The following is a 24,558-nucleotide window of genomic DNA, read 5'->3' as shown; positions in this document are numbered from 1 at the left end:
TAAGCTAGCTGGGCTCGAAGATAAAGAAAAACGCCGCGCTAAGCGGACTTTTGTCCTATCTTTTTCAATCCCTCCCAAAACTCCTTGCTTACCCCTGTCAATCATTCTTCATCTTGCTGTAAACTAAAGAACATCTTCTTCACTTAAGGGTCTCAAAGTGGATTTAGCACGCAGCACTCAGGGTAAACGTTATTTAATGTATATTGCGCAAAATTACTCCTATGCGATTTTGCGCCCATTGCAGCAAGAGATCCTTAATAATGGCGGTGAAGTAAGGTGGTTCCTCGAAGGCGAAGAAGTTAACCCCGACTACCTGCAACAGGATGAACAACGTTTACACAGCATAGAGGACGTGCGCAAATGGCAGCCCCATGCCAGCTTTGTGCCGGGTAATGTTATTCCCAACTTTATTCCCGGTAAAAAAGTCGCCGTATTCCATGGTTTTAATGCCGGTAAACGCGTACGTCGCGGCCAGCCCGGTCATTTTGCCATTCGTGGTTGCTTTGACTTGTATTGCACCCAGGGCCCCAACACCACGCAAACCTTCGAGCAACTGGCCGCTCAGCATAAGTATTTTCGCGTCAGAGAAACCGGTTGGCCGGCGATGGACACCCTGTTTGAAGCCAATCCGGATAATCCCTATATCGATGCCAGCGACCACAGAAAAACCATACTGATTTGTTCCACCTTTTCCTGGCGCTTATCATTAGCACCGAAATTACTCGATACAGTGCGGACACTGCGCGACAGCGGTCAATACCGCATCTTGGTGCAGTTCCACCCTAAGATGGCTAAAGACATAGTCGACCAATACAAGGCGCTACAAAACAGCGACCTGACCTTTGTTGAAACCGACAATGTTATCCCGCTGCTGCAGGCGGCGGATGCGATGCTCTGCGATACCTCTTCTATTCTGCTGATGTTTTTATTATTGCGTCGCCCGGTCGTCACCTTTAATAACCAGACCCCGGCGGCGCATTTGCTTAATGTCACCGAGGCGGAGCAGGTAGGCCATGCCATTGCCGAAGCGCTTAGCCATCCACCAGAGTTGATGGCCAATATCGAGGCCTTTTGCCAACAACTGCACCCCTATCAGGATGGGCAATCCAGTGCCCGAGTGCTAGATGCTGCCAACGACCTTATCGACTCCGGTGGCAAGGAGCTCAAGCGCAAACCACTTAACCTGCTGCGCCAGTTTAAAATGCGTAAAAAGCTCTCCTATTGGCGCTGGTAACGGCGCTTAATCGCAATCCACTGTTTCGCCCAAACGCTCATGATAAGCTAAGTGCAGTGACCAAAAAGAAATAACGGCGCCAATGATAGACATAGATAAGTTGTGGTTTTCCTGGCAGGGCCATACCGGCCAACCCACCTTGAGCATAGATGCCCTGCATATCGCCAAGGGCGAGCATCTTTTTTTACACGGCCCCAGCGGCAGTGGTAAATCAACCCTGTTGTCCTTGCTGGCCGGGATTCAAACACCACAGCGCGGCAGCATCAGCCTCAACGGCACCGCCATCGAGACCTTAAGTGCGGCCCAGCGCGATCAATTTCGCGCCGACCACCTGGGCTATATCTTCCAAAGCTTTAATTTACTGCCCTATTTAAGCCCCATTGAAAACGTGACCTTGGCCTGCGCCTTTTCCAAACTGCGCCGCCAGCGGGCTCTGGCCCACCAGACGTCGCTCAATGAGGTCGCCCATACCTTGCTTACCCAGCTGGGGTTAGCGCCGCAGTTTCATCAACAGCCGGTCAATACCCTGAGCATAGGTCAGCAACAAAGGGTCGCGGCCGCCCGCGCTGTAATTGGCGACCCGGAAATCATCATTGCCGATGAACCGACCTCGGCGCTGGATGAAGCCAATCGACAGGCCTTTATCGAATTGTTATTTGCGCAAACGGATAAGACCGGCGCCACCGTGGTGTTTGTCAGCCACGAACAAAGCCTGGCGCCGCTGTTTTCCAAGGTGGTGCATCTGGATGAATTACAGGGAGGGGCCGATGATCTTGCTTAAATTAGCCAGCAAAAGCCTGCTCAATCGCCGCGCCAGCGTGTTGTTAAGCCTGCTAACCATAGCCATTAGCGTGATGCTGCTGCTCACCATAGAGCGGGTGCGCATGCAGGCCAAGGAAAGCTTTGCCGCCACGGTGTCGGGCACGGACTTGATCGTTGGCGCCCGTACCGGCGATATTCAATTGCTGCTGGCCTCGGTATTTCGCATCGGTCATATGAATAATGGCGTGAGCTGGCAAAGCTATCAGGATATCAGCAGCAAAAAAGGCATTAAATGGGCGCTACCACTGTCTTTGGGCGATACCCACAAGGGCTATGCAGTCCTTGGCACCAGCGGTGATTATTTTCACTACTTTCAATTCGGCAAAAAACAGCATCTCAGCTTTAGTGCCGGCGGCCCCTTTGCCCAAGCCAATGAAGTGGTGTTGGGCGCCGAAGTGGCAAAACGCTTGGGCTATGGCTTGGGTGATAAAATTGTCGTCGCCCATGGCATGGGCAAAACCAGTTTTCATCACCATGATGACAAACCACTGGTTGTGGTGGGCATTCTCGCCGCCACCGGCACCCCAGTAGATAAAACCCTGCATGTGCCTTTGATTGCCATCGCACAATTGCACGGTGCCGAGGCGGTGCAAGTAGAACACCATGAACACTCAGATCACGAGCAGCACCATCAGGAAGCTGACGACCTCATAGGTGAGCCCAAACAGATCAGCGCCTTTTTACTGGGTTTTGACAGCCCCCTCTATACCCTGCAGGTCCGCCGAAACATTAATAATTATCAGGCCGAGCCGCTGATGGCCATTATGCCTGGGGTCACCTTGCGGGAATTATGGGGTATGTTGGCCATGGTCGAAAAGCTGCTGCTGTTGTTTTCCGTAGTGGTGCTAGTCGTCAGCCTGCTGGGCATGCTCACCACCTTACTGGCCAATCTGTCGCAGCGACGCCGTGAGTTGGCCATTTTGCGCTCGGTGGGGGCAAAACCCTGGCATATATTCTCCTTAATGAGTATGGAATCCTTGTTGATCAGCCTGCTCGGCACCACCTTTGGGGTCGCCCTGTGTTATCTTTTACTGGCGCTGGCACAGCCGCAATTACAGGCTCAGGCCGGTATCAATATCGGTCTTCAAGGCATCTCACGCTATGAACTTATGCTGATCGCCGTTATTATGGCGGCAGCCTGGATCGTCGGCTTAATCCCCGCCGTCCGTGCCTATTTTTACTCCCTGCACGATGGGATGAGTGTTAAGACCTAGGATTATTATGAGTCTATTTAATCGTTTTCTAGCCGTACTATTCACCTGTGTGAGTGTGGCTTCTTTCGCCAATGAACCCGTGGAAATTTTCTGGGAAGATTTACTGCCCGAGGGGCATGTGACCGTCGATACCCGTAATTCCGCCGCCAGTCACGAAGGCGCCGATCAAAACTGGGTGCAACCAAATTTAGACGCACCCGTGGTGCAAAAATACAATGGTAAAACAGTAAGCTTGCCGGGCTTTGTGGTTCCCCTTGAAGGCGACAGCGAGGTGATCACCGAGTTTCTGCTGGTGCCTTATTTCGGTGCCTGTATTCATGTGCCGCCACCGCCACCGAATCAAATTGTGCACGTCACCATGGCCGACGGCGTGCCTATCGAGAGCCTGTATGATGCCATCGTCGTGACCGGAGTCATGAGTGCCGAAAGCTGGAGCGGTGATATCGCCAAAACCGGCTATAAAATTAAAGGTATTGGTGTGGCACCCTTTGAGCTGTAAAGGCTAAGTGCTATGCTAACGTTACTAAGCCCGCAACCGCGGGCTTAGTTTTGCATCAACCTGAATGCTACATTTAGCGCTGGCAGCGCTTGCAATACACTGTGCTGCGCCCACCCAGACGAATTTCCATCAACTCACTTTGACACTCGACACAAGGCTGACCCTTACGCCCATATACCAGTAATTGCTGAGCAAAATAACCCGGTTTGCCATCGCTTTGGGCAAAATCCTTGAGGGTCGTGCCACCTTGCTCAATGGCCGCGGCCAGGGTTTCCTTGATGATGGGCGTCAATTTTTGATACCGCGCCAGGCTTACCTTCCCGGCTTCGCGCTTGGGGTTAATTCCGGCCTTAAACAAAGACTCATTGGCGTAGATATTACCCACCCCGACCACCACCTGGTTATCCATTAAAAACTGCTTAATAGGCTGTTTCTTATTGCGCGATTTGGCAAACAACCAGTTGGCATCGAAATCATCGGTCAGAGGCTCTGGGCCTAGCTTGCTAAACACCGAATGCAGGCTGTCGAGCTCCTGCCACAGACAGGCGCCAAAACGGCGAGCATCGTTTAACCTTAAACTCAGACCGTTATCGAACTCAAACACCACATGGTCATGCTTTTTCAGCGGCTCATTAATGGGCACCACGCGCAAATGACCGGACATGCCTAAATGCAGGATCACCGCCCCTTCGTCGGTGTGCATTAGCAGGTACTTTGCTCGTCTGCTCACGGATTCAATGATTTTTCCTGCCAGTTCATAAACTTGCTCACTGACCGGCCAACGCAACTGCCCCTGGTGAATACTCACTTTGGTGATGATGCGCCCTTCTACATGAGGCGCTATGCCTAAACGGCTAACCTCGACCTCTGGAAGTTCAGGCATACTAAATTACCCTTCTAATTGTAAAAATAGCTGTTGCGCTTGTGCCTGTGTAAGCCTAAGCCAACGCTGTTGATGTTTATCAAAAAGCTGGTACTGCTGGGCATCCTTATAGAGCACAAAAACCCAGGGCTGAGTCTCTCCGGCAAGACTCAGGGTTGCCACTAATAACGGCTCGGCGTTAATTTGCGCTCCTATTTCGGCTTGCATGCTCTGCCAGGCCTGGACGCGCGTCGCCAGCTCCGCCACATCCACCTGCTCAGAACCTGCCTCGGGCATCCCCTGCAAGCGCCAGCCGCTGCCGATGCGTTCAATACGCACACCTGGATATTCCAAAGCAAGAATATAACTTGGCTCGGGCAATAACGGCTGTGGCCCCTCGGGCTCGCTATTACCACCAAGTTTATGGTGCAAACCATTGAATACAAAGATCATTATCAACATGGAAAAAATCAGCAGGTTGTTCCATGCCTTACGCGATAACTTAATAACCGCCATTGCGGGCCCCTAGTTAAAATCCTGACCCTCAGTGTAACCAAAAAGTCGCCCTCAATCAGCCCATTTGCCGCTACCCCAGGGCGGTTAATTATTGTTACAATAGGGGCAAAGTATTTTGGAGAGTCACAATGGCCATGTATGTAGTGGGACACAAGATCCCTGATTCTGATTCTATCTGCGGTGCGATTGCACTGGCGTACCTTAAAAACCAAATCGGTGAAGAGGCGATCCCGACCCGTTTAGGCGAGGTATCACCGGAAACACAATTTATCCTTGACCGTTTCGGCTTTGAAGCCCCAGAGCTAAAAATGAGCTATGCCGGTGAAGATGTGTATATCGTCGATCACACCGAGAAAACTCAGGCTCCCGATGATATCGATCAGGCCCGTGTAGTGGGCGTGGTAGACCACCATAAACTTGGCGATCTGACCACTTCGACCCCGCTTGAGTGCTGGATCCGCCCGGTTGGTTGTTCAAACACCATAATCAAAATGATGTATGACTTCTACAACGTCGAAATCCCTAAAGGCATCGCCGGCCTGATGATGTGCGCCATCCTGAGCGACACCGTCATTTTCAAGTCGCCAACCTGTACCACGGCCGATATCAAATGCGTTGAAGCCCTGGCGGAAATCGCTGGCATCGACGACCCGAAAGAGCTGGGCATGGAAATGTTCAAGGTAAAATCTGCCGTTGAAGGCACTCCGGCGCGCGATCTGGTTATGCGTGACTTCAAAGACTTCAACATGAATGGCAACCTGGTTGGCATCGGCCAGCTGGAAGTGATTGACCTTGCTGTATTTGACGATATCAAGGCCGATCTGGAAGCGGATATCGCAAAGCTTAAAGAAGAAGGCAACCGCCACAGCGTATTGCTACTGCTAACCGACATCATGAAGGAAGGCTCACAAATGCTGATCGCCTCTGACGATGAAGGCATAGTAGCCAAAGCCTATGACGCCGAGATCAGCGACTCGAAAGTATGGTTAGATGGCGTATTAAGTCGCAAGAAACAGGTAGTGCCGCCGCTGCAGGACGCATTCGCGGGCTAAAGCCCGACCTAGATTGCTCTAATACCGCCTTTCTGGGCGGCAAAAAAAGCCAAGCATCGCTTGGCTTTTTTATTTTCCACAGCAGTCACAGTCTGGGTCTTTAGGCAGTTTAAACTGTTTTTGCCCTAGGGTATGAGCATTATAACTGTGCACTACTCCCGTCTCACCAGTCCCAAGAAGACACTGAATAGCCAGCAAGGCCTGCTGCGCCCCAATAATGCCAAGTAAAGGCGCTATCACCCCCTGAGTCGCGCAATTATCACTGGGGTTATCTTCGCGCTCGGGAAAGACACATTCATAGCAAGGGGATGCCGCGCGGCGAAAGTCAAAATAGGCCAGATGCGCATTAAAGCCAGAAGCCGCAGCACTTACCAATGGCTTCTTCTGAGCATAGCAGCTGCGATTAACTGCGTAGCGGGTGGCAAAATTATCGCTGCAGTCCAACACCAGATCACAGTCGTTTACCAGCTCATCCAGATTGTTGGCATCGGCGCGTGTCACGATCGCTTCTACTGCAATCTCATTGTTTAGGCTCGCCAGTACCTTGGCCGCCGCTTTGGCCTTGGGCTGACCCAGGTGATTGACCTTAAACAGCACCTGACGCTGCAGGTTGCTGAGCTCTACCAGATCATCATCCATCAGCCGTAGGCGACCAATACCGCTACTGGCCAGATACATAAGCGCCGGGCTGCCCAAACCGCCACAGCCAACCACCAGCACGGTGGCGTTTTTTAGCCGCAGTTGGGCGTCGATGCCAAAACCATCCAACATCAGCTGGCGAGAGTAGCGGATCTGCTCTTTAGCGCTTAGCTCTTCAACACTCACCAGGTGCTCCACTCATAACCTGCTGCAGTTCTTCAATGGCCGCTAGCGGGTCGGCCGCTTCGGTAATGGCGCGTACCACGGCAACGCTGCCAACGCCGGTTTCCACTACCTCGGTCATACGCATCAAATCAATCCCGCCAATGGCCACACAGGGATAATGCGGCTGCATCAGGGGCACAAAATGGCGCAGCTTCTCTAGGCCCTGTATTTGCCCGCTCATATCCTTAGTGGTAGTCGGGTAGATGGCACCAAAGGCCATATAGCTGGGACGATAATTGTGCGCCAGCAGCATTTCATAGAAGCCATGGGTGGATAAGCCCAACCGCATGCCGGCTTCTTGAATAGCCTTTAGGTTTGCGGTGTGTAAGTCTTCCTGGCCCAGGTGCACGCCATAGGCGCCATGTTTAAGCGCCAACTGCCAGTGGTCATTAATAAAGACCTGTGCCCGATAAACTTTGCCTAACTCAATGGCGCGGAGAATATCCTGCTCCAGATTGCTGGCCTCGGCATCCTTAATCCGTAACTGCACTGTTTTAATGCCGTTTTGCAAACACAGTTCCAACCAATCCAGGGAATCCACCACGGCATACAGACCAAGACGTTCGGGGCAAGGAGCGAAGCCGGCGGCATAATTAAAATCGCTGACACAATCAAAATCTAGGGCATCGCCCAGCCAACTACCCGGCTCGATCACCTGGGGAAAGTCGGCCAAATTCACCGGGAACTGGGTATGAGCAACCGGGCCTACGCCCTCGCCATAACGCCCAGCAGCTTTTAACCCTGCATTGATATAGGCCTTACCAAGGATAAAGGCATCTTTAAGGGGATACCCCTTGGCCAGACAGGATGCCAGCACCGAGGACAAAGTACAGCCGGTGCCGTGGGTATGGGGCGTGACAACGCTCTCATTTCCCAGCCAGTACTCCTGCTCGCCGTGGCGGCAAAAATCAACGCAGTAACCTTGCGGATAATCCCAGTGGCCACCCTTGATAATAACGCTCTTGGCGCCCCACTCTTGCAGGCGTTTGGCGGCATCACGCAGGGCATCCGGCCCTATCAGGTACACCCCGGTAAGCATTTGCGTTTCGTGCACATTGGGGGTGATCACATCCACCAGCGGTAACAGATGCGTTTTTATGGCGTCGGCAATCTCGCTTTGCGCGTCTTCCTCAATCAGGCTATCGCCGCTGCTGGCAATAGCCACCGGGTCGTAGACAACCTGGGGCGGCGTCTCCCAGTTGTCGCGGTAATACTGTAAGTGCTCGGCAACCAACTGAATTTGCTGGACATTGGCAAGCATGCCTATTTTTATCGCCCGAGGGCGCAGGTCATGGGCCAGGGCCTGTAATTGTGACTCGATAACCGCCAAATCCACCGGGTTCAGTGCCTCAACGGCAACGCTGTTTTGCGCCGTCAGCGCCGTGACAACGCTACAGCCATGTACGCCAAAGCTGCGCATGGCCTGTAAATCGGCTTGAATACCGGCACCGCCTCCGCTATCCGAACCGGCAATTGTCCAAACTATTTCGCTCATACTGCTCTCACTCGTTAAACTGGTGCCATACTGGCATACCCAGGGTCGGTGTTGAAGGCACGGCGGTAGATTTTACCGCCATGGGTCCGGCCAAATAGCTTTGTCGACCGGCCAAGGTGGCATTGGCAAAGGCACGCGCCATCAATACTGGGTCATTGGCGCCGGCGATGGCGGAGTTTAACAACACCGCATCGGCACCCAGCTCCATGGCCTGACAGGCATGCGACGGCACCCCCAGCCCAGCATCGACAATCAAGGTGACATGGGGCAGACGCTCGCGAATACTTTGCAACGCATAAGGGTTAAGAATACCCTTGCCCGTGCCTATGGGCGCCGCCCAAGGCATGATCACTTCACAGCCCAGAGCGGCCAAGCGCTGGCAAATCACCAGATCATCGGTGCAATAGGGCAAGACCTTAAAGCCCTTGGCCAGCAATTGCTCGGCGGCATCAAGCAAGGCCACCGGGTCCGGCTGCAGGTTATAGTCATCGCCAATAAGCTCAAGCTTAATCCAGTCGGTGGCGAAGACCTCACGGCACATCTGTGCCAGGGTCAAGACCTCTTGCACGCTGTGGCAGCCCGCGGTGTTGGGCAACACGGTCAAGCCGGTGTCCTTAATGAGCTGCCAAAAATCATCGCCTGCGGCCTGAGAGTTTTGTCGTCTAAGGGATACGGTGACGATTTCGCTTTCACTGGCAAGAATCGCCTCATGCATGCACTTGGGTGACGGATAAAGTGCCGAGCCTATGAGTAAACGGCTACTAAACTCCTGGCCGTAAATAGTCAGTTTATCGCTCATCTAACCCCCTTGTATGGGTGACAGAATATCCAGCCTGTCGCCGTCTTGCAGCGCAAGATGCGGATATTGCCCCTGGGCCACAAATTGGCCATTGACGGCCAAGGCAAAGGGCGGCTTGGCCCCAAAGCTAGCCAGGGCCTGCTCTGCGCTGGCCTTTTCCGGCACCTCAAAGGCGCTGTCATTAATAAAAATCTGCATAATTCATTACCTTAAAATGCGGTATTAAACTCGGCCAGGGCCGAGCGCACCACGGCGGGAGCCAGCATATAACCGTGACGGTACAGGCCGTTGATACTGAGCACCTTGCCCTGACGACTGACGCTGGGGCGGTTATCCATCAGTGCCGGACGCAAGCCCACCTGCAAGGCCTCAATATGAGCCTCGGCAAAACCACTGTGTACGCTAAATGCGGCACTCAATAGCTCCAAACCACTGCGCACCGTGACTGGGCGCTGATCCTGAGATTCAATTTCCGTGGCGCCGATGACATAACGATTGCCCGGTTTCGGAGCAATATAAATGGGGTAACGCGGATGCATCAGGCGCACCGGGCGCTGCAGGAAAACCTCGGGGGCCACCACCCGAGCCACCTCGCCGCGAACACCACGCAAGGGCAGCTCGCCCTTGGCGCCCATGCCGCGACAATCAAGCACCGCCAGATAGTCCTGCTGGGCCAGCTCCAGCGGCTGCACCTGGGTGTGAAAGTGAAAACGCACCCCGGCATTTTTTAAACGCGCATAGCTATGGTGGAAAAAGCCGAGGTTATCCAGCTGCCCCTCACTGGGCAGGTAAAGCCCGCCGCCAAAGCGCCCCGCCAGCTCCGGCTCCAACTGGCGCAGGCGCGCCGCTGTTAACTGCTCCGGCTCATAACCGGCCAAGGGCTTCAGCTGCTTTTGAAAATGCGCCATCGCACCCTGATCCTGGGCATGGGCGACAACCACGGTGCCTTGGCGCTGAAAATGCACCTGAGTGTCGAGCAACGCCAGCAATTGTGGCCATAGCGCCAGAGACTCCAGCCCCTGCTCCGCCAAATCCTGCTCGCACAGTACCGACTCGGCTAAGGGCGCCAGCATGGCCGCGGCCACTGAACCGGCACTGCCGCTGCCCTCGGCGTCACCGCTGTCGAAGACTTCGAGCCGGTAATGCTTGGCCAGCAAGAGTGCGGCCACCCGGCCGCACAAGCCGAAGCCCACTATGGCTATTTTTTTACCCATTAGTAGGCCTTGTGATACAGCTCACTGCCGGCGGCCTTAAACTCCGCCGACTTAGCCTTCATTTCAGACTCCACATCGACCATGCGGATGCTGATCTCTTCGCCCAAATTATTCGGGTCTATGCCCTTGGCTTCTAAGTCCTTGGCATAGTCACGCACTTCCTGGGTGATCTTCATGGAGCAAAATTTAGGTCCGCACATGGAGCAAAAATGCGCCACCTTGCCGGATTCCTGCGGCAGGGTTTCATCGTGATACTCACGGGCACGATCCGGGTCGAGACCCAGGTTGAATTGATCCAACCAGCGGAACTCAAAGCGCGCCTTAGACAGAGCGTTATCGCGCTCTTGGGCGCCAGGATGACCCTTGGCCAAGTCCGCCGCGTGGGCGGCTATCTTGTAGGTGATCAAACCTTCTTTTACGTCTTCCTTATTGGGCAGACCCAGGTGCTCTTTTGGCGTCACATAGCAGAGCATGGCACAGCCGTACCAGGCGATTTGCGCCGCACCGATACCCGAAGTGAAATGATCATAACCCGGGGCGATATCCGTGGTCAGCGGCCCCAAAGTGTAAAACGGCGCCTCACCACAATGTTCCAGCTGCTCGTCCATATTGGCCTTGATCATATGCATGGGTACATGACCCGGGCCTTCGATAAACACCTGCACATCGTGCTGCCAGGCAATTTTTGTCAGCTCGCCCAGGGTGCGCAACTCGCTAAATTGAGCTTCGTCATTGGCATCGGCAATCGAGCCTGGACGCAGACCATCGCCCAAGGAGAAGCAGATATCGTACTGCTTGAGGATTTCACAGATCTCTTCAAAGTGGGTGTAGAGGAAGTTTTCCTTATGATGCGCCAGACACCATTTGGCCATAATAGAGCCACCGCGCGAGACGATGCCGGTTACCCGCTTAGCGGTCATAGGCACATAACGCAGTAATACACCGGCGTGGATGGTAAAGTAATCCACCCCCTGCTCCGCCTGCTCAATTAGGGTATCGCGGAAGATTTCCCAGGTCAGGTCCTCGGCCACCCCGTTGACCTTTTCCAGCGCCTGATAAATGGGTACTGTGCCTACCGGTACCGGTGAATTACGAATCACCCACTCACGGGTTTCGTGAATATAACGACCGGTGGATAGATCCATGATGGTATCGGCACCCCAGCGCGTCGACCATACGGTTTTTTCTACCTCTTCCTCGATGGATGAAGTCACCGAGGAGTTACCGATATTGGCGTTGACCTTGACCAGGAAGTTACGGCCAATGATCATCGGCTCGGATTCCGGGTGGTTTATATTGTTAGGGATCACCGCGCGGCCACGTGCAACCTCGTCGCGCACAAATTCAGGCGTAATAAACTCGGGAATGCTGGCACCAAAAGACTGGCCCGGGTGCTGTTCCTTAAGTAACTGCTCACGTACCTCGGCACGGCCCATGTTTTCGCGAATGGCAATGTATTCCATCTCCGGGGTAATTATGCCCTGACGCGCATAATGCATTTGCGTCACATTTTGACCGGCTTTGGCACGGCGGATCTGGGGCAAGTGCTCAAAGCGAATATGATCCAGGCCTTCATCGGCCATACGTTGCTGGGCAAACTGTGAACTTTTGCTCTCTAGCAACTCGGTGTCGTCACGCCCTTCTATCCAGGCCTGACGAAACTTAGGTAGACCCTTGCGTACATTGAGCTCAAAGTCGGGATCCGTGTAAGGGCCCGAGGTGTCGTAGACGCGGATAGGGGCATTTTTTTCATAGATGGGGTTGTCTTCGGTGCCACCGACAAAGCTGTCGCTCAGAGCTATTTCCCGCATGCCCACGCGCACGCCGGGCAAGGTACCTTCAACATAGACTTTTTGCGAATTTGGAAAGGGTTGACCGGTAAGGTTATGAATATAGTGCGACGCCGCTTCGCGATTGTGACGACGGCTAGGTTTGTTCGATTCTGACATGACGCTTCTCATTAATTGGTTGAGTGTGTCTTGTCTGGAGGTGCAAAGACCTTGCTGGTCTGTGCCTTTGGTCCGTGCGCGTACGCGCCGCTTAGGCTGGGCCGAACTTGTGCCAAGTTAGCACAAGCGTGCCGAGGCAAGCTTGTTCCCTACGCAGGTATGAGCCTGATCAGGTTAACGGATCCCGCAATTGCGATCTCAGCCCCTTGATACCTAATGGTAAGTTAGGGCACTCCGACAAGTGTTCGTGGCGCAGTCTAGCCTAGAAACTCACTGCTGCGCAAGCCAGCGGTCGAGATGATTGGCAAATTGTTGTTTATCCTGGGCGCTCAGCGGCGCCTGCCCACCGGTTTGAATACCGCTGCTGCGCAGGGTATCCATAAAGTCGCGCATATTCAGGCGTGACTTGATATTTTCCTTGGTATAGAGCTCGCCGCGGGTATTCAGTGCCAGTGCGCCCTTATCGATCACCTCCGAAGCGAGGGGAATATCACTGGTGATCACCAGCTCACCGCTTTGCACCTGCTTCACAATTTCGTTGTCGGCCACATCAAAGCCCGGCATCACCTGCTGCATGCGTAAATATTCCGAGGCCGGCAGGCGAATATACTGATTGGCAACAAACACCACCTTGGTTTTGGTGCGCACCGCGGCGCGGCAAATTATCTCGCGAATGGCCACCGGGCAGGCATCGGCATCAACCCAAATACTCATAATCATGATCTGCTAAAGGAAAACATCAGTATACGCGGGGTTAGGTCGAAGAAAAACCGCCAAGGTGCGATTCAACGGCAATAACGGACGGCTTATCGAATTTAGTCGCGCTGCACATTTAAGCGCTTACAATGGGCAAAAAACGATACAGGAATGAATTGTTATGAAACCTGCACTGACAGTACTCAGCGCTGCGCTGTTCGCGACGCTTGGCACCCAAGTTTATGCCCAAGAGGCACTCGAATTTAGCGATGTCTTTGATTTTAAATACCCCAAATCCACCGTGCTGGGTGAGCAAGGCAAGGTATTGGCCTTTAGCGCTACGCCCTATCGCGGCGACGCCCAGGGTCTGGTGTATGACCTTGAGAGCAACACCTTGCTTGCCAGCGTTGAGCGCGGCACCCAGGCCAGCATCAATAAAAACAGCCAGTGGGCCGCGTTTTTGCAAGTTCCTTCCCTGTTAGAGAAAGAAACCACAGATAAAAAAGCCAAGAAAAAACTAAAAAACACACTCGTACTGGTCAATACCCAAAGCGGTGAGCAACAAGAGTTTGCCGCCGTTAAAGACTATCAAATCTCCGATGATGGTCGCTGGCTTGCCTATCGCCATGAGCAAGAAGAAAACAAAGCGAACGATAAAAGCGAAGAAACTGATGCACCAGCAAACGGTGCAGAAAGCTCAGGCAAAACCGAAGACGCCATTAAGGCCGATAAAAAAGACAAGGTCTTAGAGCTGGTTGTGGTGGACTTGAACTCGGGTGCCAGCAGCAGCCAGGACGCTGTGCTCAAATTCGCCTTTAGCCACACAGGTGCAGGCTTGCTGTTCAATACGCAAAGTAAAGACGGCAGCGAAAACGAGATCAGTTACCTGGACTTAAACAGCGGCCAGAGCCATGTACTTATCGACGAGCCGGGTGTAACCCTCAGCGCTATCGACTGGCATCCAATGCAAAACCTGGTGGCCTTTAATGTCGGCAACTATGTGAATGATGACCAGCGCCGCCGCGACTATCGCACCATGCTTTGGCATGTTGAGCAAAACAAATTACAGGACCTGGATAGCCAATGGCAGGCGGGTAAAAAAGGCAAGCTAAGCTGGTCTGAAGATGGCGAGCGCTTGTATTTCACCGCCCGTCCTACCCTTGCCGCCAAACCCAAAGAGCTAAAATACCAGGACGCCGAGTCACTGCGTGATTACGACACCATAATGGCGCAGGCCAAGCTTAATCTATGGCACCATCAAGACGATGAAATCAAGCCTCGTGAAGAGCAACAATGGGGTGAAGAGAATAAGCACCGTCATTATCAGGCCGTGTATCACCTTGATGGCAATAAGGTGGTGCAACTCGCCGATGTCCAGGTTCCCGAGCTCAACCTGAATAAAAAGGCCGATCACCTGCTTGGTTACAACAATCAGGATTACCTGGCACAAATCACCTACAAGGGCTTCTATAGCGACTACTATGCGGTCGATGTACTAACGGGTAACAAGCAACTGATCGTGGCCGAGCACCCTCACCGCCCCAGCCTGTCACCCACTGGCAAACATGCGGTCTTCTTTGACAAGGGCGTTTGGCAATTAAAAGACCTGGGCAGCAACAAGGTTCGCCCCCTAAGCAAGGCCATTAATGCCATCTTTGCCGATGATCAACACGACTACCCGTCTCCTGTCAGCGATTATGGTGTCGCCGGCTGGTACCGAGACGGCTCCAAGGTGTTAATTAACTCCAAGCATGATATTTGGGCGTTTGATACCCGCAGCGGGGAAGCCCAGGCACTGACCCAGGGCAAGGCCAACAACAAACAATATCGCGTGATTAACCTCGACAGAGACAAGCTCGGGTTTAATCCAGATGAAACCCTGTTGCTGCGCGTGTTTGATTTAAAAGACAAGCAAGCGGGAGTGGCTCAGCTCAACCTGACGGATAAGTCTTTAGTAACCTTGCTCGACGGCGAAGCCCGTTTTGATCTGGTGAAAAAAGCCAAACATGCGGAGAAGTATTTGTTTACCCAGCAAAGCTACTCGCAATTCCCGGATTACTGGCAGGCCGATAAAGACCTGGCCAATGCCAAACAGGTCACTGACCTAAACCCGCAAATAGATCAGTTTAAATGGGGTCAAAAACCCGAGCTGGTCAGTTACAAGGGCTATGATGGTGAAGACCTTCAGGGTGTACTGATCAAGCCAGCCGACTATGTCGAGGGCGAAAAAGTACCGGTAGTGATCTACTTCTATCGCTATATGAGCCAGCGTCGCTACGACTTCCCGAAGATGGAGCTGAATCACAGACCCAACTTCCCCATGTTTACCTCGAACGGCTATGCCATCTTCTTGCCGGATATTCGCTTTGAAGTAGGCCATCCAGGACCGTCGTCAACCAAGACCATGATCAACGCGGCGCAAAAGCTTATTGATATGGGCGTTGCCGACCCGGATGCCATCGGCTTGCAGGGCCACTCATGGGCAGGTTATCAAAGCGCCTTTATGGTCACGCAAACGGATATGTTTAAGGCCGTGGTGTCTGGCGCCCCGGTATCGAACATGACCTCGGCCTACAGCGGCATACGGTTGAAATCGGGTCTGGCTCGCCAGTTCCAGTACGAAACGGGTCAAAGCCGTATAGGTAAGCCCTTGTACGAGGCCCCCGAGCTCTACATTGAAAACTCACCGGTGTTTTTCGCCGACAAGGTGAACACCCCTATTATGGTGATGTTTGGCAATGAAGACGGTGCCGTGCCTTGGCAAGAAGGCATTCAATACTACCTGGCGCTGCGCCGTGCCGGTAAGGATGTCATTTTCCTAGAATACGAGGGCGAACCTCATCACCTGAAGCAATTCCCGAATCAGGTCGACTTCTCGATTCGCATGATGCAGTACTTTGACCATCACCTTAAAGGCAAAGCCGCGCCGCAGTGGATGCAAGAAGGGATTCCTTTTTACGAGGAATAACAAGGAAAAAGGCAAACCTCAGGTTTGCCTTTTTCTTTTTAAGCCCCCTAAATAAGGGCTAGTCTTTTGTTGTTGCGGCTTGTTTCGCGCGTTTAATGCCGGCTTCCAAAAACATGACATAGGCACGTTGAGCCAGCTCATCATCCTGAGGCTGATACCGCTTGGGAAAGGTTTCAACCAAGGTGGCAACATCGGTGCTTGGGTTCGCCTTAACATGAGCCACTATGGCCTCAAGCCAGGCCTTGGGCGTTGTTAAGTCAGACGTTACAAGGACACTGCCATGACCCGGCAATACCTGAGTTACAGGCAATTGTGATAACTCATCCAAGGCCTGCAGCCAAGCCTGGTAGTTGCCCTCGCCTGGGTAGGGCAACATATCGACCATATCGGCGCCAATCAGCAATTTATCATCCCTTACCAATACGGCAATATCACCTTGGGTGTGCGCAGCAAAAGGCAGTAGCTCGACATTTAACTTGCCCAAATCAAGCTCGGTGGCCTGGGATATCACCTTGTCAGGCGTTGAAAACGCCAGCGACTGCCACTGCTTAAACCGCGCCTGGGCCCGGGCTATCTTTCCCCGCCAAACTTGTTGCTCCTGCTCCGGCAACTTTTCCATACGTTGCGTACTTAGGGCGATACTTTTAACAAAGCCATCCAAACGCTCGTTTAACTGCTCATGGGCGAGGTGAAAATTATCACCAAGGGATTGATGCACGATGAGCTGCGCATCCGGGAAGTGCTTTTGTACCAGGGCCAAACCAAGTAAATGGTCATCATGGGCATGGGAGGCCAGCACATAACACAGGGGCACGCGCAATTGTTTGCGCAGTTGCGCAATAAACACTTGAGTTTGTGTAAACTCCCCCGGAGCATCGACCAGCAGCGCACACCGATCCCCTTGGATCAGCGCTTGGTTGGAATCATAAAAGCGCAACTTTGCGGGTTGCTCAATAAAGTCCACATGCTCGCTGACCGTTTGCCAGCTCTGCTGAGCTTGCAGGCCGGTCGCACTCAGACATAAAACAAGGGCACTTAGGTATTGACGCATAATTGAGTCTCCGTAAAAAAGGCGCTCAAGGGCGCCTTAATCTTCTTGCTGCAAGGCAGCTTCCAGCTTGTTACACAGAGCGTGCTGCTGTACCGACTGCTGATGTAACTGCGCCTTCGCCTCGAGTAATTCATGTGACAAGGTCAGCGCCGCTAGCAGCAAGGCCTTGTCATCATTGCGAATTGCCGAGCGCGAGCGCATTCGCTCTACGTTAGCATTTAAGTTTTCGGCCGCAGCGAGTAGCGCCTGCTCTTGCCCCTGGGGACAAGCAAACTGATGCTCTTTACCAAGCAGGTTTACCTTGACGCTGTGCCCTTTGTCACTCATTAGCTAGCCGCTTGTAGTTTCTCTAGTAGCGACGTTAATGTAGTGCTGGTTTCTTTTTGCTTTTCTTCACTTTCAAGTACTTCCAGTTGCAAGGTTTCATTTTCGTCTTGTAACTTGGCATTACTTTCACGCAGCGCCGACACTTCTTGGCCTAGCTCTGTATTACGGGCAATTAGTTTATCGACCAGTTGTTCGAGTTGGGAAAGGGTTTCTTGATTCATAAATGCGCTCTTTAAACTGTTGATTAGAGTGTGCAAATGTAAAGCAATATGCCCAGGGATGCTAGGGGTTACACGCTAATTCCTGTAAATTTTTCCAGTATTAACAGCGGGTTCATTTTCAACCGACTTAAGTTCAGCGCCGGTTTAAGTTGTCAGCATATTTTTTATGCACACCGGCCTTGAAGGGTGCCTTAAGGACGCTCGACTGTTTATCACTGACAATAAAGAGTAAAATGGCGGCGCAACTTTTTGGTCTGGATTATTTATGCTCAGTTATCGTCACTCCTTCCACGCTGGCAACCCGGCGGATGTCGTCAAACACCTGGTATTGGCTCAAGCGCTTAAGCACATGGTGAAAAAAGACAAACCCTTTGATTATATCGATACCCATTCGGGTGCGGGCTTTTTTGCCCTCGACAATGCCGATATGCAAAAAACCAAGGAGTACGCCGACGGGATTGCCAAGCTTTGGGATTACCAGGGTAATGTTGAAGCTTTAAGCGACTATGTAGCGCTCATTAAAAGCATGAACCAAGGGACGACCTTAGCCCATTACCCCGGCTCACCTAAGGTCGCCGAGCATTACCTGCGCAAGCAAGATAAGGGCTGGTTTTTTGAGTTGCACCCACAGGACTTGGCCTTGCTTGAGAAAAACATGGCCGGCAAGCGCTCACTGCGAGTCAAAGGTGAGAACGGCTTTACCGGCTTATTGGGCCTAGTACCGCCCATTTCTCGCCGCGCCTGCGTACTGATGGATCCACCTTATGAGATAAAAAGCGATTATGACAAAGCCGTCGACAGCCTTATTAAGGCCCATAAACGCTTTAGCACCGGCACCTATTTGCTTTGGTATCCCGTGGTGGATCGCGAGCGCATCGACCGTATCGAGCAACGTTTAACGCAAAGCGGTATCAAGAATATTCAACTGTTCGAACTGGCCACCAGTGCCGATACCGATACCCATGGCATGACCGCCTCGGGCATGATAGCCATCAACCCACCCTACACCCTGATTCATACTATGGAGCAAGTGCTGCCAGAGCTGGTCACCTTATTGAGCGACAGCAGCGGCTTTTACCGCGCCACCCAACTGGTCGAGGAATAGCGACAGCTTCAAACAGCTCTCCTCGACCTCAGCCTACAAGTAGCGGGAGTTCCAAAATGGGTACTCCCCAAGGCTGGAGGCGAGGTGTTTGCGCAGTGGGTTAGCAGCAATGTAACGGGCAATTTGCAGGCGGTCGTCTTCAATCGTAAGTTGACGTTCAAAATAGCCGGGCTGCCACACCTTTCCTTTGCGCCTTAGATTGCGGTTGATATCCGCCGCTGCAGCTCCCTTTAAGCGCCCTACCGCCTCGTGCAAATTATCCTTTTCCAGCCGTAATAAACCATGAAAATGATCCGGCATGAGTACCCAGGTGAGCCAGGCGCAGCGACAACTCAGCTCATGCTGATGTAAATGCCAACAAAATAACGTTGCCAGTTCGAAGCGCTGAAAAAAGGGAATGCGTTGATAACAATTGATGGTGATAAAGTACTCGCCACGCAGGCGGTCACCTCTTCCTTGGGACAATTTATTTAAACTCATATCCAACTCCTTTGCATACAAGATTATTAACTGTAGTACACAACCAGGTCCGTTGGAGAAAAGTAGGCTTGTAGCGCGAAGTCGAGCCCCTAGATTCGCGCTATAAACGCATAGAAATAATTATGAAGCGCGTCATTCTTGAGGGTTTTTGGCTACCGCAGAAACTGGATCTTGGTGGATCAACACATCCACCTCACCGCCGAATTCGGGGTGCTTTTGCAGGCTAAAGGCATCTTTTACCATCAGCTCAACTTCATCGGCTATGCGGTGGGCCTGAACTAATGGAATATGGTCATCCAGCTCTAAATGAAACTCGATAAAGCGCACCTTACCGCCTTGGCGGGTGCGCAAGGCATGCACACCATGGACCGCATCATGAGAGCAAGCCACCGCCACTATATGCTCCTTTTCTTCATCGGGAAGTTCCTTATCCATTAGGTGGCCAGCGCTTTCGGTGGCGATCTGCCAGGCGTTATACAACAAGTAGGCAGCAACCAGAATGGCGAAGTAAGGATCGGCTCCTGACATTCCATAATAGGCTAACAACAGAGCCGCCAATACCGCCAGGTTAAGAAACAAGTCGCCCTTGTAATGCAAGGAATCGGCTTTCAAGGCCACCGACTCTGTACGCTGCAACGCCTGATATTGCACAAACACCACCACCAAGGTACAAAAGATGGCAAACACGCTTACCCAAACCCCGAGCAGGGAATGAGTAATGGGTACCGGATTAAAAATCCGTTCTATGGCATGAAACGCCAGTAAACAACCGCTGCCGGCAATAAATGCCGATTGCCCGAGACCGGCCAAGGCCTCGGCCTTGCCATGACCAAAACGGTGATCATCGTCGGCGGGTTTTAAGGCATAGCTAAGCACAAAGAAGTTCATCAAGGTAGCGCTGATATCCAACAGCGAGTCGGTCAATGAGCCCAACATGGCCGCCGATCCTGAGGCCAACCAGGCCCACGCCTTGGCTGCAATCATCACGCTCACCATAACCAGGGTGCTGACGCTGGCAAAGCGCACCCAAAAATTATATCCTTTTCCTGCCTTTGGCGTCGGTGCTGCACTGGCCAATGTTTTTACTCACTCTGATTCACTCGCTTTGATGTGCGTTATTGTAACCAAGTTTGATATACTTAGGCCAATTTTGGCTTAGCACCTTAGATTGTCGATAAACACCATGCTAGACATCATCTTATTTCAACCGGAAATTCCACCCAATACCGGCAATATTATTCGCCTCTGCGCCAATACCGGGTATCGCCTGCATTTAATCGAGCCCTTGGGCTTTGAGTGGGATGACAAACGCATTAAACGCGCCGGTTTGGATTACCATGAGTTTTCTCAGGTGCAGCGCCATAGCGATTTGCAAAGCTATATCGACTCACAGCAACCGAAGCGGATCTTTGCCTGCACCACCAAGGGCAAAAAATACCACCACGAGGTGAACTATCAGGCCGGCGATGCCCTGCTCTTTGGTCCGGAAACCCGAGGCTTACCGGATGACATTATTGCCGCCCTGCCCGAACAACAAAGGGTGCGTATTCCCATGCAGGCCAATAGCCGCAGCATGAATCTGTCCAACGCGGTCGCGGTGTTTGTGTTTGAATCCTGGCGCCAGCTCGATTTCGCCGGTGCCGTTTAACTCTTCCAATAGGTACTAATTTATGACCCCAACTCCAGAACTTATCACCCGCCTGGTGGCGCAAGCACTTGCGGAAGATTTAGACGGACAAAGCGCCCTTGAGGGCGATATCACCGCGCAACTTATCCCCGCCGAGCAACAGGCCGATGCCAAGGTGATCACCCGCGAAGCTGGTGTATTCTGTGGTAAAGACCTGGTAATCGAAGTATTTCAACAGGTTGACCCAAGCGTAGAGCTGACCTTTTACATCGCCGACGGCGAACAAATGAGCCCGGATCAGCTTTTATTTACCGCCCAAGGTAATGCCAGAGCCATACTTACCGCCGAGCGCACCGCCTTAAACTTTGTACAAACGCTCAGTGCCACCGCCACTGCGGCGCACAGCTATGCCCAAGTACTGGCCGGTTCTAACACCGAAATCCTCGATACACGTAAAACCATTCCCGGCCTGCGCGCGCTGCAAAAGTATGCGGTAAAATGCGGCGGCGGGCGCAATCACCGTATCGGTCTGTTCGATGCCTTTCTAATTAAAGAAAACCATATCAGCGCTTGTGGTGGTATCAGTGCTGCAATAGCTCAAGCACGTAAAAACCACCCAGATAAAGCGGTGGAAGTGGAAGTTGAAAACCTCAGCGAATTGGAAGAAGCGCTGGCGGCGGGCAGCGATATCATTATGCTCGACAACTTCTCTTTAGAAGATGTACGCACTGCGGTAGAGAGCACGGCAGGGCGTGCCAAGCTGGAAGTGTCCGGGAATATCACCTTCGAAACTTTGCAACAATATGCTAACGTTGGCGTTGACTTTGTATCCAGCGGCGCCCTCACTAAGCATGTCAAAGCTATTGATTTATCAATGCGTTTCTAAAACAGAGCCAAGCGATTTGACGCCGATACAAATGTTACACAATGTTATAAAAAGGGCTACCCAAAATAAAATCACCGTGATAGCATCTAGTTTCAAAGAATGAGGTTTATAAAATAAAGTAATACTTTGTTATAAATCAATGAAACTGTAACATCGGCAGCGTACACTTTTAAAAAATGCGGGTTAAGTTCGTAGCTCCTTAAAATTAGGCTACAATTTAACCGAACATTAGCGGTGCCGGCATTTTTTGTGTTAATGACTTTTAAAATTATTTAAAGCTATTAACATTGAAAACCAACCGGCGCTAAACTAGATTAAAGCAGTAGCTCTGGTTACCTTAACTTTGCCCAAAAAATCCTTTAGGAGAGGAAAATGGAAAAAATGACTCACAACAAACAACAGGGTTTTACCCTAATCGAATTAATGATCGTAGTTGCGATCATCGGTATTCTTGCAGCGGTAGCTCTGCCTGCGTACCAGGATTACACACGACGCGCTGAGTTTACGGAAACGAAACTAGCTGCAACAAACATCAAAACAGCCGCTATGGTTTGTTATCAGACCAACCCAGCCGTTTGTGCTGCAGGCGCCGGTGGTATTCCAGCAGACGTAACAGCTGCAGCTGATGTAGTAGGTCTTACATTTACTGCTTCTTTATCAGCCCCTGTGGTTGCAGGCGATACCATGACTATCGTGGCTACAGCTCCAACAAACTCACCTAATACTACTGAAACTTACACTCTTGCAGGCACGGTAGCTGCAGACCTTTCAGTAAACTGGGTTGAGACTTGCTCAAATACCAACACTGAACTGTGCTAATTCAATGTTAAATTAACATTGATTCAATTACTACAAAGAGGAGCTGCCAGCTTCTCTTTGTTATTTAAGCAAAATAACTAAATGAATTTAAATACCCCTCTTACACGTAGGCTTGCTAACCTAGGTGTCTTCGATATAAAAAAACTTGAAAGTCATCAAGCGGAAAATAACTCGAGCCTTCCAGAAGTATTATGTCAAGCCTCTGGTTTAAAGCCTGAACAGTTACAAGCCCGCGCCAGCCAAATATTTCATGTCGCTCAGTTTGATTTATCGCAATTTGATCCTGAATGTTTCCCCAAGCCAGAGTATCTAAATGAAAAACTGATAAAAAAGCATAGGCTACTTCCTATTGCCGTAAAAGGTAAGACGCTTTATTTAGCTACAGCTGATCCTACCGACTTTAGTGCCTTTGAAGATTATGAATTTAATACCGGGATGCAAACCGAGGCGATTGTAGTTCGCTATGATGACCTTGATAAAACAATAGACTCACTTTTTGACAGCGCTTCCGGGTTAGGAATTACAGATGGCGATATGGAAGAGCTGGACGGTGTTGAAGCCGATGAAGGACATGTCAAAAAAAGTATAGCCACAGATGTTAATAGTAAAGAAGATGATGCGCCCATTATAGTTTATATCAACAAGATATTAATGGATGCCATTAAGCGCGGTGCTTCCGATTTACACTTTGAACCTTATGAAAAACGTTACCGTATCCGTTTTCGCGTCGATGGCGTGCTTCATGAAATCGCCTCGCCACCGGTCAACCTGGAAAGCCGTATTGCCGCCCGTATTAAGGTGATGTCTCATATGGATTTGGCGGAAAAGCGAAAGCCCCAGGATGGTCGTATTAAGCTAAAAATTAATGCAAAGAAAAGCATCGACTTCCGAGTGAGTACCCTGCCCACCCTCTGGGGTGAAAAAATAGTAATGCGTATTCTCGACAGCTCAAGCGCCATGCTGGGGATCGATGTACTGGGTTATGAGCCTGAGCAGAAAAAGCTTTATCTTGATGCATTAGCCCAGCCTCAGGGCATGATACTGGTGACCGGCCCTACCGGCTCGGGTAAAACGGTCTCCCTATATACAGGCTTAAATATTCTGAATACCGCCGAGCGTAATATCTCCACCGCCGAAGACCCGGTGGAAATTAACCTGGAAGGCATAAACCAAGTGCAAATTAATATGCGCGCCGATATGACCTTTTCCAACGCCCTGCGTGCATTCTTACGCCAGGACCCGGATGTGGTCATGGTGGGTGAGATCCGAGATTTAGAAACAGCAGAAATTGCCATTAAGGCGGCACAAACCGGTCACTTGGTGCTCTCAACTCTGCATACCAACTCGGCACCGGAAACCCTGACCCGATTAATGAATATGGGCGTTCCCTCATATAACATTGCCAGCTCGGTTAGCCTTATTATTGCTCAGCGTCTGGCACGACGCCTGTGCAATAACTGTAAAGAGCCGGAGCAATTACCTCAGGAAGAGCTGCTTAAGCAAGGTTTTGACTATGAGCAGCTAACTGAGCTCACTATTTTTAAGGCAAAAGGCTGTGATGAGTGTACCGAAGGCTATAAGGGCCGTGTGGGTATTTATGAGGTGATGCCTATTACAGCAAAAATAGCAGAAATTATTATGCGCGGTGGCAACTCATTAGAGATTGCCCAGGTAGCGACGCAAGAGGGCGTTAATAATCTGCGCGCCTCCGGCCTAAAAAAGGTGGCTCAGGGGGTGACTAGTTTGGTTGAAGTAAACCGTGTTACCAATGCTTAGATAACAATTTTTAACCTCTATGCTCTACACTAAAAGTAAGCGGAACGTAATCATCATGTTACTATTAATGTAGTTCAACAGG

At 51.5% G+C, this 24,558-nt stretch carries 25 protein-coding genes and 1 riboswitch; of the genes, 11 read left to right on the top strand and 14 right to left on the bottom strand.

Features of this window, described 5'->3' with window-relative positions; all coding sequences use genetic code 11:
- Positions 1 to 157 precede the first annotated feature (157 nt).
- The 4 genes from C2M36_RS03745 (at position 158) to C2M36_RS03730 (ending at position 3,769) form a co-directional block, all read left to right on the top strand.
- Entirely contained in the window at positions 158 to 1,234 is a 1,077-nt protein-coding gene (locus C2M36_RS03745; protein ID WP_234399080.1) for a CDP-glycerol glycerophosphotransferase family protein, read from the top strand.
- An 82-nt stretch (positions 1,235 to 1,316) separates the two neighbouring features.
- On the top strand, positions 1,317 to 2,015 hold the full coding sequence (locus C2M36_RS03740; protein ID WP_105253753.1) for an ABC transporter ATP-binding protein: 699 nt from the start codon (positions 1,317 to 1,319) through the stop codon (positions 2,013 to 2,015).
- On the top strand, positions 2,002 to 3,270 hold the full coding sequence (locus tag C2M36_RS03735; RefSeq protein ID WP_105253752.1) for an ABC transporter permease: 1,269 nt from the start codon (positions 2,002 to 2,004) through the stop codon (positions 3,268 to 3,270). The genes C2M36_RS03740 and C2M36_RS03735 overlap by 14 nt, the downstream gene beginning before the upstream one ends.
- 7 nt (positions 3,271 to 3,277) lie before the next feature.
- The gene (locus C2M36_RS03730; protein ID WP_105253751.1) at positions 3,278 to 3,769 is read left to right on the top strand and encodes a DUF3299 domain-containing protein; all 492 of its coding nucleotides are present in this window, start codon (positions 3,278 to 3,280) and stop codon (positions 3,767 to 3,769) included.
- A gap of 73 nt (positions 3,770 to 3,842) precedes the next feature.
- On the opposite strand, the gene mutM is transcribed toward C2M36_RS03730, so the two are convergent.
- The gene (gene mutM, locus C2M36_RS03725; RefSeq protein WP_105253750.1) at positions 3,843 to 4,652 is read right to left on the bottom strand and encodes a bifunctional DNA-formamidopyrimidine glycosylase/DNA-(apurinic or apyrimidinic site) lyase; all 810 of its coding nucleotides are present in this window, start codon (positions 4,650 to 4,652) and stop codon (positions 3,843 to 3,845) included.
- 6 nt (positions 4,653 to 4,658) lie between these two features.
- The gene (locus C2M36_RS03720) at positions 4,659 to 5,147 is read right to left on the bottom strand and encodes a hypothetical protein (protein ID WP_105253749.1); all 489 of its coding nucleotides are present in this window, start codon (positions 5,145 to 5,147) and stop codon (positions 4,659 to 4,661) included.
- Between the two features lie 128 nt (positions 5,148 to 5,275).
- Between C2M36_RS03720 and C2M36_RS03715 the strand changes: the two genes are divergently transcribed.
- Complete coding sequence (locus tag C2M36_RS03715; protein ID WP_105253748.1) at positions 5,276 to 6,199, top strand: manganese-dependent inorganic pyrophosphatase; 924 nt, start codon at positions 5,276 to 5,278, stop codon at positions 6,197 to 6,199.
- A gap of 69 nt (positions 6,200 to 6,268) precedes the next feature.
- On the opposite strand, the gene C2M36_RS03710 is transcribed toward C2M36_RS03715, so the two are convergent.
- From C2M36_RS03710 to C2M36_RS03680, 7 genes are all read right to left on the bottom strand, one after another.
- Positions 6,269 to 7,024, bottom strand: a complete 756-nt coding sequence (locus tag C2M36_RS03710) for a HesA/MoeB/ThiF family protein (protein ID WP_267894652.1) — start codon at positions 7,022 to 7,024, stop codon at positions 6,269 to 6,271.
- Positions 7,014 to 8,558, bottom strand: a complete 1,545-nt coding sequence (gene thiE, locus C2M36_RS03705) for a thiamine phosphate synthase (protein WP_105253747.1) — start codon at positions 8,556 to 8,558, stop codon at positions 7,014 to 7,016. The genes C2M36_RS03710 and thiE overlap by 11 nt, the downstream gene beginning before the upstream one ends.
- Positions 8,559 to 8,565: 7 nt before the next feature.
- Positions 8,566 to 9,357 carry a thiazole synthase gene (locus C2M36_RS03700; RefSeq protein WP_105253746.1) on the bottom strand — a complete coding sequence of 264 codons (792 nt, stop codon included), beginning with the start codon at positions 9,355 to 9,357 and terminating at the stop codon, positions 8,566 to 8,568.
- Positions 9,358 to 9,555: a sulfur carrier protein ThiS gene (gene thiS, locus C2M36_RS03695; protein WP_105253745.1), complete on the bottom strand. Its 198-nt coding sequence runs from the start codon at positions 9,553 to 9,555 to the stop codon at positions 9,358 to 9,360.
- Between the two features lie 11 nt (positions 9,556 to 9,566).
- On the bottom strand, positions 9,567 to 10,571 hold the full coding sequence (locus C2M36_RS03690; protein ID WP_105253744.1) for an FAD-dependent oxidoreductase: 1,005 nt from the start codon (positions 10,569 to 10,571) through the stop codon (positions 9,567 to 9,569).
- The gene (gene thiC / locus C2M36_RS03685; RefSeq protein ID WP_199883010.1) at positions 10,571 to 12,520 is read right to left on the bottom strand and encodes a phosphomethylpyrimidine synthase ThiC; all 1,950 of its coding nucleotides are present in this window, start codon (positions 12,518 to 12,520) and stop codon (positions 10,571 to 10,573) included. The genes C2M36_RS03690 and thiC overlap by 1 nt, the downstream gene beginning before the upstream one ends.
- A gap of 129 nt (positions 12,521 to 12,649) precedes the next feature.
- Positions 12,650 to 12,767, bottom strand: a riboswitch (TPP riboswitch).
- A gap of 23 nt (positions 12,768 to 12,790) precedes the next feature.
- Entirely contained in the window at positions 12,791 to 13,234 is a 444-nt protein-coding gene (locus C2M36_RS03680) for a YaiI/YqxD family protein (RefSeq protein ID WP_105253863.1), read from the bottom strand.
- Between the two features lie 163 nt (positions 13,235 to 13,397).
- Between C2M36_RS03680 and C2M36_RS03675 the strand changes: the two genes are divergently transcribed.
- Entirely contained in the window at positions 13,398 to 16,184 is a 2,787-nt protein-coding gene (locus tag C2M36_RS03675) for a S9 family peptidase (RefSeq protein ID WP_105253742.1), read from the top strand.
- 58 nt (positions 16,185 to 16,242) lie between these two features.
- Here the strand turns inward: C2M36_RS03675 and C2M36_RS03670 are convergent, their stop codons facing one another.
- From C2M36_RS03670 to zapB, 3 genes are read right to left on the bottom strand one after another with little or no spacing between them, the layout of a single operon-like run.
- Complete coding sequence (locus C2M36_RS03670; RefSeq protein WP_105253741.1) at positions 16,243 to 17,235, bottom strand: MBL fold metallo-hydrolase; 993 nt, start codon at positions 17,233 to 17,235, stop codon at positions 16,243 to 16,245.
- Between the two features lie 36 nt (positions 17,236 to 17,271).
- Complete coding sequence (locus tag C2M36_RS03665; protein ID WP_105253740.1) at positions 17,272 to 17,562, bottom strand: cell division protein ZapA; 291 nt, start codon at positions 17,560 to 17,562, stop codon at positions 17,272 to 17,274.
- Positions 17,562 to 17,783, bottom strand: coding sequence for a cell division protein ZapB (zapB, locus tag C2M36_RS03660; protein WP_105253739.1), 222 nt, complete (start codon positions 17,781 to 17,783; stop codon positions 17,562 to 17,564). The genes C2M36_RS03665 and zapB overlap by 1 nt, the downstream gene beginning before the upstream one ends.
- A gap of 265 nt (positions 17,784 to 18,048) precedes the next feature.
- Here zapB and C2M36_RS03655 point away from each other — a divergent pair, with 265 nt between their 5' ends.
- The gene (locus tag C2M36_RS03655) at positions 18,049 to 18,888 is read left to right on the top strand and encodes a 23S rRNA (adenine(2030)-N(6))-methyltransferase RlmJ (protein WP_105253738.1); all 840 of its coding nucleotides are present in this window, start codon (positions 18,049 to 18,051) and stop codon (positions 18,886 to 18,888) included.
- Positions 18,889 to 18,921: 33 nt separating this feature from the next.
- Here C2M36_RS03655 and C2M36_RS03650 read toward each other — a convergent pair whose 3' ends face one another.
- A complete protein-coding gene (locus tag C2M36_RS03650; protein WP_105253737.1) occupies positions 18,922 to 19,368 on the bottom strand; it encodes an REP-associated tyrosine transposase in 447 nt (148 codons plus the stop codon).
- A gap of 132 nt (positions 19,369 to 19,500) precedes the next feature.
- A complete protein-coding gene (locus tag C2M36_RS03645) occupies positions 19,501 to 20,364 on the bottom strand; it encodes a cation diffusion facilitator family transporter (RefSeq protein WP_105188095.1) in 864 nt (287 codons plus the stop codon).
- Between the two features lie 187 nt (positions 20,365 to 20,551).
- On the opposite strand from C2M36_RS03645, the gene trmL reads away from it, so the two are divergent.
- The 4 genes from trmL (at position 20,552) to pilB (ending at position 24,476) form a co-directional block, all read left to right on the top strand.
- Positions 20,552 to 21,016, top strand: a complete 465-nt coding sequence (gene trmL / locus C2M36_RS03640) for a tRNA (uridine(34)/cytosine(34)/5-carboxymethylaminomethyluridine(34)-2'-O)-methyltransferase TrmL (RefSeq protein WP_105253736.1) — start codon at positions 20,552 to 20,554, stop codon at positions 21,014 to 21,016.
- Positions 21,017 to 21,038: 22 nt separating this feature from the next.
- Positions 21,039 to 21,881, top strand: coding sequence for a carboxylating nicotinate-nucleotide diphosphorylase (gene nadC / locus C2M36_RS03635; protein WP_105253735.1), 843 nt, complete (start codon positions 21,039 to 21,041; stop codon positions 21,879 to 21,881).
- 372 nt (positions 21,882 to 22,253) lie between these two features.
- Complete coding sequence (locus tag C2M36_RS03630; protein WP_105253734.1) at positions 22,254 to 22,700, top strand: pilin; 447 nt, start codon at positions 22,254 to 22,256, stop codon at positions 22,698 to 22,700.
- A gap of 81 nt (positions 22,701 to 22,781) precedes the next feature.
- The gene (gene pilB, locus C2M36_RS03625; protein ID WP_105253733.1) at positions 22,782 to 24,476 is read left to right on the top strand and encodes a type IV-A pilus assembly ATPase PilB; all 1,695 of its coding nucleotides are present in this window, start codon (positions 22,782 to 22,784) and stop codon (positions 24,474 to 24,476) included.
- Positions 24,477 to 24,558 lie beyond the last annotated feature (82 nt).

This window comes from Pseudoalteromonas sp. T1lg75, assembly GCF_002964705.1.
In the GTDB taxonomy this organism is placed as follows: Bacteria; Pseudomonadota; Gammaproteobacteria; order Enterobacterales; family Alteromonadaceae; genus Pseudoalteromonas.
The sequence above is the reverse complement of the archived record's forward strand: the minus strand, read 5'-3'. Positions and strand labels throughout refer to the sequence as shown.